Consider the following 12,535-nt stretch of genomic DNA (forward strand, 5'->3'; position numbering starts at 1 on the left):
TTCCAAAAGACAAAAAATTAAAGTAACTTTACATTCTCTTTTTAATAAAAGCTAGAAAAATTACATGTATTTAGTTTTTGACACAGAAACCACAGGTTTACCGAAGAATTTCAACGCTCCGCTTTCAGATTCAGATAACTGGCCAAGAATGGTGCAGATTGCGTGGCAGTTGCATGATGATGACGGAACATTAATTGAAAATCAGGATTATATTATAAAACCGGAAGGGTATGATATTCCCTTCAATGCCGCGAGAATTCACGGGATTACAACAAAAATCGCCAATGAGGAAGGTCGTGATCTCGAAGAAATTTTAAATGAATTTTCTAAAGTTTTAGAAAAAGTAAGAGTGGTCTCCGGACACAATGTGGAGTTCGATTACAACATTGTGGGAGCCGAATTTTACCGTAAAAATATCAAAGACAACCTTCAGGAAAAGCCCAAAGCCGATACGATGATTCTGGGAACAGATTTCTGTCAGTTGGGAGGCGGAAAAGGAGGAAGGTACAAAGCTCCGAAGCTGGAAGAGCTTTACGAAAAATTATACGGTCATAAATTTGATGAAGCGCACAACGCTGCTGCCGACGTAAATGCAACGGCGCAGGTTTTCTTCGAAATGATGAGAATCGGGATCATTCCTGTGGAAGTGCTGAAAACTTCGGAAGATCAGCTTGCCTATTTTAAAACGCTGTATCCGGATCCGATAAAGCCTTTCAATATTGTTATCAGAAGGCAGGTTGCAGATTTTCACAACAAGAAGAAACAGCAGGACTTCGGAAGTATTGATGAGATCGATCTCGGAAAATATTTCAATTTTGATAACCACAGTGTTTTCTCTACTTTAACGGCTACCACAAGTATCAATGATTTAATTAAAAAAGCAACTGATGATAATTTTCCCGCCGTCGGAATGGTGGATCTGGGAAATATGATGGGTGCTTTCAAATTTGTTTCTGCGGTAGAAGGCGCAAACGGCGACCGTGCAAAAAAGCATAAAGAATACCTCGCTAAAAAACAGGAAGCGGAAGAAAAAGGCGAAGAATTCAATGAACCGGAGCCGGTTTCACAGCCTTTGATTCCTGTAGTTGGATGTGAATTTTATATTTCAGACCGTTATGAGCAGAAGCAGTTTACCAAAGATGATCCCGACCGAAGAACTCAGGTTGTCTTATTGGCAAAGGATTTTAACGGCTATAAAAATTTAGCCAAACTATCCAGTATCGGATTTCTTAAAGGATTTTATTTCGGAGTTCCGAGGGTAAGTCGGGAATTGATTGCCGAATATAAAGAAGGAGTTATTGCCCTAACTTCGGGAATTCACGGGGATATTCCGGATGCCATTTTAAATACGGGGGAACAGAAAGGTGAGGAGCTTTTCAGATGGTGGAAAGATACTTTCGGAGACGATTTTTATGTTCAGATCCAAAACCACAAATTGCCGGAAGAAGAGCATTTAAATGATGTATTATTACATTTTGCCGATAAATATAATGTTAAAATTTTAGCGCAGAATGAAACGTTCTATACCAATAAAGACGATTCTAATATTCAGGATATTGTAAGCTGCATCAAAGACGGTGAAAAGCTTTCAACGCCTGTAGGAAAAGGTTTTGGAAAAAGAAGAGGACTTGCAACCGGAGAATATTACATGAAAACGGCGGATGAAATCAAGGAAGCGTTTTTAACATATCCTGATGCATTCGAAGCGTATGAAGAATTTTTTGCAAAGTTCAAACCTTATACTTTAAAAAGAGATGTTCTCCTTCCTAAATTCGATATTCCGGAAGAATTTATTCATCCCGAAGACGATATCGATGGCGGAAAACGTGGTGAGATGGCTTATCTAACATACTTAACTTACGAAGGGGCAAAAAGAAGATATGTAGAAACCGGAATTACAGATGAGATAAAAGAACGTCTGGATTTCGAACTGGAAGTTATTGCCAATACAGGATATCCAGGTTACTTCCTGATTGTCCAGGATTTCTGTAACGAAGCCCGTAAAATGGGCGTTTGGGTAGGTCCCGGTCGTGGTTCTGCGGCAGGTTCTGCAGTAGCGTACTGTATCGGAATTACGAATGTTGACCCCATTAAATATGATCTCCTTTTCGAGAGATTCCTGAATCCGGAAAGGGTTTCCATGCCCGATATTGACATCGACTTTGATGATGAAGGACGTGATAAAATTATCAAGTGGGTGGTTGATAAATACGGAAAAACGCAGGTTGCCCAGATTATTACCTATTCGGTTTTAGGAGGTAAATCTGCAATTAAAGATGCGGGAAGAGTTTTGGATGTTCCGATTCCGGACACGAATAATATTGCTAAATTAATTCCTTCCACACCGGGAATGAATATTGCGAAAGCTTTAGCAAAATACGATAAATTAAAACCTGAAGAACAACAGCTTGTTGACGAAATGCGCTACGTTCTCGACAGTCCGAATGATGCGCGTCACGGAGTTTTGGCGAGTGCAAAAAAAATGGAAGGCTGCATCAGAAATACAGGGATTCACGCTTGTGGGGTTATCATTACACCGGAAGATGTAAGTAATCTGGTTCCTGTGACGATTGCCGCGAAAGATGCCGATATTCTGGTTTCGCAGTTTGATAACTCGGTGGCAGAAAGTGCAGGGCTTCTGAAAATGGACTTTTTAGGTCTGAGAACTTTAACCATTATTAAAGATGCTTTAAAACTGGTAAAAGCAAGATATGGAGTGGATATCGATCCCGATCTCATTCCGCTTGATGATGCAAAAACCTATCAGTTATTTAAAGAAGGAAGAACGGTCGGAATTTTCCAGTATGAAAGTCCCGGAATGCAAAAGTACATGAGAGAGCTGAAACCTACGGTTTTTGCCGACCTTATTGCCATGAATGCATTGTACCGTCCCGGTCCGATAAAATACATTCCGAATTTCATCAACAGGAAACACGGAATTGAAGAAATCGTCTACGATTTACCGGAAACAGAGGAATATTTAAAGGAAACCTACGGAATTACCGTATATCAGGAACAGGTAATGCTTTTATCCCAGAAACTGGCAAATTTCACGAAAGGGGAAGCCGATACGCTGAGAAAGGCGATGGGTAAAAAGCAGATCGATGTTCTTAATAAAATGTACCCGAAATTCATCGAAGGCGGAAGAAAAAATAACCTCAACGAAGAACGTTTAGAGAAAATCTGGAATGACTGGAAAGCTTTTGCAGAATATGCCTTCAACAAGTCTCACTCTACGTGTTATGCATTTATTGCGTATCAGACTGCTTATCTGAAAGCCAATTATCCGGCAGAATATATGGCGAGTGTGATGAGTAACAACATCAACAATACGGATTCTATCACCATGTTCATGGAAGACTGTAAAAGTATGGGTGTTGATGTTTTGGGACCGGATGTAAATGAATCTCAGTACAAATTCTCGGTAAACGAAAAAGGACAGATCCGTTTTGGTCTTGGAGCCATTAAAGGAATTGGTGAAGGTCCGAGTGAAGCCATTACAAGAGAAAGACAGAACGGAAGATTTAAAAATATCTATGATTTCTTCGAAAGAATTCTGCCTTCGCAGATGAATAAAAGAGTGGCGGAAAGTTTGGTTTTGGCAGGAGCTTTTGATGAACTAGACAATTTCCACAGAGGTCAGTATTTCGATATTGATATGGCGGGAAGAACCAATCTGGAAAGACTGATTCGTTACGGACAGAGCTTTCAGGAAAGTAAAAATGAAATGGAACATTCTCTTTTTGCGGATTTTGCAGAGGAAGTTCAGATTGAGCAGCCCAAACTGGCTCCGTGTCCGGAATGGCCGAATATGCATAAGCTGAATAAAGAAAAGGAAACCATCGGATTCTATCTTTCTGCGCATCCTTTAGATGAATTTAAATATCAGTTCCAGTTTATACAGGGAAGTCTTTCCAAAAAATCTGTTCTGGAAAAAGAAGACGAATCGAAAATTGTAATAGATGAGGTTCCGATCTTAGAGCAGGAGGTTCCGGAAGATGTGGCTGAACTTGCGGAAATTGTTTCCGATGATGTGATTGCGGGTGAAGAAGAGGAAATCATTGAGGAAGTCACCAAAAAAGCAGAGCCAAAAGGTGTTTTCCACTTCCTGAATCTCGATGAAGTAGATGCATATAAAGAACAGGCTTTTGCTAATAAGCAGGAAGAATTATTCGAAGAGAAGAAAAAAGACTGGAAAACCTTACAGAAGGAAAGAGAAAACGGCGGTGGTGGAAAAGAATACACTGTTGCCGGTCTGATTACCGAATATGTGGTAAAAGATGGTTTCCGAAGTGGTGAGAAAGTGGCTTTTGTAACGCTGGAAGACTATTCCGGTTCTTATTCTTTCCGACTGGGAGATCGTGATTATATGAAGCTGAAAGAAAAGCTTGAGGTTCAGCGTTTTGTTATTTTCAAGATTAAATTTGCTCAGGTAAAGGACGGAAGGGTTTTTGTGAATGTTACGGACGTTATAGAGCTTCAGGAAGCTTTTGAAAGATTTGCAAAAAGTATTTCCTTAGTGATGGATGTGATGGATTTCCGACCGGAAGACCTGAATTTTTTCAGAAAAGTTTTAGAAAGAAATCAGGGAACGCAGAAGCTGAAATTTTATCTGAAAAATGTAGAAGAAGATTCGAAGGTGGAACATCTCGAAGTTCAGTCTATGAAGCATTCTGTAAATCTAAGCGGTGAACTGATCAAAGAAATTCAATTATTAAAAAAATATGAATTTTATCTGAATTAAATTTAAAACTTTGCTGATATAAATTTAAAGTGGCTATGAATCTATTGATCAGATTTTTAGCCATTTTTATTTTGGTGTTTTTTTAAACCAATACCATGAGCCACTCATTAAAATTCTACTTTTTATTGATCTGTTAAAATTAAATTAATGTTTATTTTTTATTAAAATATTTTATCTTTTTAACATTAAATAATGATGAATTTCTGAATTTTAACAGATTTAATGAATAATTTTTATATTTTTACCGCCCTTAATTTTATTGAAATATGAAGAAAATTCTACTCACGTGTCTCCTTGCCTTGGGATCGGCAGCGTTTGCACAGGTGGGACCGCCTCAGGCTACCAATCCGAATACCAATAACGGCTACGGATTTACGCAGACTACAGGAATCTACACCCCGCTTTCTGCCTCCAGAACAATTTGGCAGTCGGGAGCAGCCTTAGGAACGGATGCTGTTTCTGCCGCGATTAATTTACCATCAGCTTTTAAATTTAATGGTAAATCTTATAACGCTGTTTACCTCAGCAATAATGGTTTTGTAACGCTTGGAACCGCTGCTCTTGCAGCTACATATACCGGGTTGTCCACAGATACCACAACTCCCTATGAAGGCGCATTTGCAGGTTTTGCAGCCAATCTGAAGAACGCAAATACAACAACCTCCGAGATCTCTTACGAGACTGTTGGTTCTAAATTTATTGTACAGTTTAAAGATCTTCAGGGAAGTGGGGCATCTGCTGCGCAGCTTCTTAATTTTCAGATTCAGTTTGATTTAACTTCTAATAATGTAAGCATTGTCTACGGAAATTGTGTTTCCGGTACTGCAGTATTAACGGGACAGGTCGGAATAAGAGGATCAGAAGCTTCTGATACCAACAACAGAGTAGGAACAGACTGGACAGCAACTTCCATAGGAACAGGAAGTACAGATTCGGTTACTTTAGGAACGACCAATTCCACAACTGTACCTGCTTCCGGTCTTACGTTTACTTATTCTCCGGGAATATGGATTGCATCGCCTGCAACGTATGCTGCGATTCCTTTTAATGAAAGTTTCACGACATGGGAAAACGGAAATTCCATTGGAGATCTTCCTAATGCAAGCTATTGGAGAACATGGCCTTCGAGAGGGGATAACTCATGGAGAGCAAGTGATATTACGGTAAATGGTTACGCTACTACAACAGGCTGGACAAGCGTCGGAGGAAACACTGCGATTGCCGCACCGGGTATAGCTCCTGCCGCAAGATTCCATTCATACAATACGATCAATGCTTCAGGATATATGGATTTGTATATCAATTTATCCTCAGGAACAGGATCGAGGCTGTTGTCTTACGACTATCAGAATACTTCAGGAACTGATGTTTTAAAAGTTTTGGTTTCTACGGATGGCGGAAACACTTTCAGTCAGGTAGGTTCTACTCAGGGGATTTCTGCTTCATGGGCTACCAAATATGCAGACTTGGGAACGGGCAGTCCGACAGCGATTGTAAGATTTATGGCTACAGGAGATAATGGAAGCAACGATATTTATATTGATAATGTAAATATTTCCGTAATTCCTTGTATGTTCCCGGATTCTGTAACTCCCGGAACAACTACGTCTACAACAGCTCCGGTAAGCTGGACGATGGCAAATCCTGCACCGGCATTTGATATCTATTACAGCACGACCAATACAGCACCTACTGCTGCTACCACGCCAAATGTTGTGGGAGCAACAGGTTTAACGTATACAATAACCAATTTAACGCCGAATACAACCTATTATGTTTGGGTAAGATCCCGTTGTTCTGCTTCGGATCAGAGTTCTTGGGTTTCAGGATCTTCTTTTGCCACGAAAACATTCTGTCCTACAGTTTCTGCGCCTTCTTCGGCGGCAACAGGAGTTTCCGTAACGCCTGCATTTACATGGACGGCAAATCCGGAAGCTACAGGGTACAGATTATCTGTGGGAACAACTTCAGGAGGAACAGATGTTTTAAATAATTTGAATGTAGGAAACGTATCAACGTATACTTTGCCAACAGAATTAGCATATAACACAAAGTATTATTATACGGTTAATTCCTATAATGCTGCGATTTCATCTACAGGATGTACAGAGAGAACATTTACAACACTTTCTATCTGTCCTGCACAATCTGCGCCTGCAGCATCTGCCATTAATGTTCCGCTTACGCCTACCTTTACATGGACGGCTTCTTCCTCGTCTGCAGTTACAGGTTACAAGCTGAGAATAGGAACAACACCGGGTGGAAATGATGTGCTTAATAATTTTGATGTAGGAAATGTTACCACATACACTTTGCCTACTTCCCTTAATTACAGTACGGTATATTATTGGTCTGTAGGAGCATATACGGCAACTCAAAACTCATTAAACTGTACAGAGAGAAGCTTTACAACTGTTTGCCCGGCTGTAACCTCTCTTCCTGTGTCTGAAAATTTCGACACCACAGCTACCGGAAGCAGCAGTAATACAAATGCACCTTCCTGCTGGAGATATTTAGAACCGTCATCTTGGGCAGGATATGGCTATGTAAATACATCGTATAATTCTTCTGCTCCAAATGGTTATTATCTATATAATGATACAGCTACCACAGCGGGAGGAATGTTGGTTTCCCCACAAATTACACCCCTTTCAAACGGAGCAAACAGGGTTCGTTTCATGGCTGCGGGAGGATCTTCAGGTTACACGCTTCAGGTGGGAACGTTAAGCAATCCTGCTGATGCTTCTACTTTTACACAGATCAGTGCGGTTACTTTAACATCAACTATGGCTCAGTATACGGTAAATATTCCGGCGGGAACAGATCAGTATCTTGCGTTCAGACACGGTGTAGGAGGAACTTACAGAGGAATCGGAATTGATGATATTAATATTCAGCCTATTCCTAGCTGCGATAATCCGACATTAATTACCGTAGCATCCACTTCAACTAACGGAGCTGCGATTAGCTGGACTGCACCTTCTTCTACGGTTGGAGTAGGGTATGATGTCTATTACAGTACCACCAATATACCACCGACAGCGACAACAGTTTTAAATGCTGCAAATTCTGTAAGTACAAGTGGAACGGGTACAACTGCTAACCTGACAGGATTAACCAGTGATACCTTCTACTACGTATGGGCAAGAGCTAAATGTACTGCGACTGATAACAGTGCATGGGAAGGCGGAACAAGATTTTATACAAGCAATTACTGTACTCCGGTAACTTCCAATCAGAATTCATGGATCAGCTCATTTACATCCACGACAGCGAATACCAATATGGCTTACAGTTCTGCAACGGCAAACAGCGCAGCAACTTTCGGGTATAAGAATCTGATGAGTTCAAATAATATTTCAATTGCTAAATCTTCTTCCAATACGGTTATCCCTGTTTCCATAACGGCGGGAGGACCTACTGTGGGAATGGCTGTCTGGGTAGATTTAAATCAGAATAATATTTTTGATGCTTCCGAAAAGCTGTATGCAACAACAGCTTATACCACAACCACAAGCGGTGCGACACTTACCATCCCTGCAAATACGTCTGTAGGAACGTACAGAATGAGGGTTCTGATCAATTACAACAACAGTGCACCAACGGATCCTTGTTTAGGTTTTTCAAGAGGAGAAATTATTGATTATTCACTCATTGTAACCGCTCCGCTTGCGACAAACGAATTGTCCGGTACGAAGAACGAAATTAAAGTATATCCGAATCCTTTTACAGATATTTTGAATATATCGGATGTTTCTAATGTAAGAACTGTTTATGTAACAGATATTGCAGGAAGATTGGTTAAAACCATAACCCATCCTGAATCATCAGTTCATTTAAATGAATTGAAACAAGGGATATACTTAATTACTTTTGATATGAAAGACGGATCTAAACAAACCTTTAAAGCGATTAAGAGGTAATTCTGTTCATTATACCAATCAATAAATTATAGAGACTGCCAATTTGGATAGTCTCTATTTTTTTGAGAAATGTTACAGTTCTGTGTCCGGAAAATAATAGCTGAGATGTAAAAGTTTCACTTTAAGCAGAGATCTCAGGTTGGAGAGTGGTTATTTTTTTATGTTAAGTTATAGTAGTTTATAAATCAGTGATTTGTGATTAATAATTAACTACCTAATAAACAGTTTTTTACGAATTGCTTTTTAATTATAGAAATTTTAATTTTTTAAATGATTGTTAAAAAATATCATGCTTAATGTGTTTTTTTTATGTTAAATTTAAATATTTATTGAGTTTTTTTTTAATTGGGTTAAATTTATTTATAATTTTACAAGTCCTAATTTTAATTTAACAATTTATGAAAAAAACGTATTTTTTACTTTTATTGATTGGCGGTGTCGCCTCAATAAAAGCTCAGACCACGTATTATTCGAAAGCCTCGGCGACGGATTTTACAAATGTGGCTTCCTGGGGAACCAATACTGACGGAACGGGAACGTCACCCGGTTCTATTAGTAATGCAGATAATTTTGTAATACAAAATTCATCAGCAATGACGCTTCCCGGGAATGCATCGGTAAGGCAGCTTACCATAAACTCCGGAAGTTTAACAGTCGCGGCAAATACTCTTACGGTGAGTAAAGCAGGAACGTTTGATTCTACTCTAAATGTAACAGGAGGAACATTAACTGTTTCTGGGGGGAATTTGAATGTAAATGGAAACATGATTGTTTCGGGTACCAGTACATTCAATCAATCTGGAGGTATTATCACAATAGATCCAAATAATGGAGGCAATACCACAGGAAGTGTAGCCAGTGGCACAGCTACATTAAGTATTACTAGCTCAAATATCAACTGGACAGCTGGCTCACTCATTATTGTTGATCCCAACGCAGGATCAGGAGATGCTATCAATTATAGCAGCAGTTCGATGGCTAATCCATCCAATACATCAACACATATTTTACAATTTGGAGATGGGGTTTCTACTGATGCTACTACTAACACAGCAGGTTTTAACTTGAATACTTTTGTCAGTTCAGGAAGACTTTACTTTGGTAATTTTATTCTTAATACGGCAGGAACAGGCAATAGGAGACTTTGTTCTACAACATATTCGCTTGGTTTTAGTGGGGATTTCAGAATCACTCTTGGAGAAGTTCGATTTACTTCTATTAATAGAATAGGAGGTAATCTGATTAATAATGATACGTATACAAACACGAGTACAACATCTTTTCAATTTTTCTCCAATGGTGTTGATGCACCTTCCACAAAAAATCAAACTATCTCTGGTAGTGGCGTTTTTAGAAATTTAGCAGCTTCTCCAACCGCAAATTTTTCAAGTTTAACCATCAATAATACGAGTGCAGGTGGTGTTACTTTTGCAGATGCAAACTCGTTATTAAGCGGCGCAAATACAGGTACTGTTTCAGGGACATTAACTTTTACAAATGGCGTTGTAAATACGGGGTCTAATACTTTTATATTAGGTGTAAGTGGTACAACTGTTGGTTCACTGTCGTATACTGCAGGAGGGTTCAGTTCAGGTTCTACATTCAGCAGATGGTACGGAACTGCAGGATCAGGAACTACTATAGCAGCATCTACAATTCCGACTCCAGGGGCAGGAACTTATCCTTTTGTAATGGGTAATCCTGTAATTGGACTTTCAGCGGATCATTTTCATAGAGCTACTGCAGCATTAACTACGGCTGGTCAAATGGCTGTAAAGTTTAATGGTACTTCAGGTACTACTGCAATAACTCCTTTAACCGAAGGTTCATTAACTTATGACAGGCAGACGAATGCTAATTGGGTGGTGACGACTTCTGCGGGATACGCTTCTTCTGCTACCCATACTGTTGCCGTTCAGGGGCAGGGAACTTATACAGCTGTAACTCCCAATGTTACGGTATTAAATAACGGGGCGTTGTTAGGTACTGCACAGGCAGGTACAAACCAGCCTATGGGACAAAGAGCGGCTGTACCTGCTGCAAATATAGCAGCTACTTATACATTAGCTTCTATTGCATCAGAATCTCCTATTGAATCTGCACAATCCGGTCCTTGGGAAAGTACAAGTACATGGGTAGGCGGAGTGGTGCCTTCGTGTGCTAATGCAGCTATTCTTTCAGGACATACGGTAACTGTATCTTCTTCTACAACGGCAAATCCAAGTAATGTAATTATTAATACAGGAGGAGCTTTAGCTGTTACAGGAGGTTCTATTGCTGTAGGATGTGTTAATAAAAACAATTATATTAACAATAACGGTACCTTATCGGTATCTGGAGGAACATTAGCAGTAAATGGTAATATTAACAATGCTTCCGGTTCTACTTTTGCTCAAAGTGGAGGAAATATTAATGTAGATGGAAACGATGCGGGTGCCACAGCGACGAGTGTAGCTTCTGGTACAAATATAGTAAATATAGCTACTGGAAACGTAACGCTTACCGGTGGAACGATGACGGTGGTAGATCCTCATGCAGCTAACAGTACTACTTCATACGCATTCTCCTATACGGGAGGAACTGCGATTGATAATACAGCTGGCTGGACTCTGAAGTTTGGTGACGGATCATCTACAGATGCAGGAGGTACTACGGCAACGGCTTCAGCTGTTGGAGGATTTATCTGGAACAATGCAGGAAGTAAAATCTATTTTGATAATGTAATAATAGACGGAGCTTTGGGTACAAACAGATATGTATCAAATTCCGCCACAATTGGTATTAATACATTAACCATTAATGCAAATGGAGAATTTAGAATACCAACTTCGGGAGTAAGTATTGCGGGTAATTTTACCAATAATGGTACATTTACACATACTGCTTCCACAGTGAGTTTCCAGAATTTCAAGAATAACGGAACAGCATCAGCTTCTACTACACCGCAGACTGTTTCAGGAACCGGAGTATTCAGAAATAATATTGTTACGGCAAGTTCTACAGCTAATTTTACTTCTGTAACGATTAATAATAGTTCTTCAACAGGGGTTACTTTTGGCAATGCAAACTCTTTATTAAGCGGTGCAAATACAGGAACTGTTTCTGGTACATTAACAATGACAACAGGTTTTGTAAATACAGGTGCTAATACTCTTATTTTAGGAACTTCAGCTACATCTAACGGAACTTTATCTTATACTGCAGGTGGCTTTAGTACAGGAAGTACTTTTGCAAGATGGTGGCCTACTACAACAGGTGGAGCAACTATTACAGCAAGTACAACACCGTCAGCAACGACTACAGGAGTATATCCTTTTGCTACAGGAACATCAACCGCTTTTGTGGCAAGAAATCTTTACTTAAACCAAACAGCTGCTGCTACTACTGGTGGTAAAATTGCAGTACAATATAATGATGTTGCGGGAACAAATACTGTAAGCATTGTAGATGGGGCTTATACTGTAGATACGCAGGCAAAATCCAACTGGGTTGTTTCTCAGACAGGGATTACGGGAACGCCTACTTATTCTATGGCAATAAACGGGCAAAATATTTATACTGCTGTTAACGGTAACAGCAGAATTACCTTAGCTTCTGCTCCGGCTTTAGGGACACACCAAGCAGGAACAACTTATGTAAATGCACAAAGAACCGTTCTTCCATTGGCTAATTTAGCGGATACTTATTATTTAGGTATCGCAGCTTCGGATATTCCTTTTGTCTCTTTAGGAAACGGAAACTGGAATAGTGCTGCAACTTGGAATAAAGGAACGGTACCATCTTGTACAGATGTGGTGCAAATTGCAGCAGGTACTACGGTAACGGTAAATTCCGCAGGAAATGTTTCTAAAAATGTTACTATTAATAC

General features: G+C 39.6%; 3 protein-coding genes. All 3 read left to right on the top strand.

Features of this window, described 5'->3' with window-relative positions; genetic code table 11:
* Positions 1–64: 64 nt before the first annotated feature.
* A complete protein-coding gene (dnaE, locus tag WFK35_RS04105) occupies positions 65–4,744 on the top strand; it encodes a DNA polymerase III subunit alpha (RefSeq protein ID WP_336731484.1) in 4,680 nt (1,559 codons plus the stop codon).
* A 266-nt stretch (positions 4,745–5,010) separates the two neighbouring features.
* Positions 5,011–8,667, top strand: coding sequence for a GEVED domain-containing protein (locus WFK35_RS04110; RefSeq protein ID WP_336731485.1), 3,657 nt, complete (start codon positions 5,011–5,013; stop codon positions 8,665–8,667).
* 398 nt (positions 8,668–9,065) lie between these two features.
* Positions 9,066–12,535: beta strand repeat-containing protein (locus tag WFK35_RS04115; RefSeq protein WP_336731486.1), on the top strand; the 3,470-nt coding region annotated here is incomplete at its 3' end.

Origin of the sequence: Chryseobacterium sp. VD8 (assembly GCF_037149975.1) — a bacterium.
Taxonomy (GTDB): Bacteria; Bacteroidota; Bacteroidia; order Flavobacteriales; family Weeksellaceae; genus Chryseobacterium; species Chryseobacterium indicum.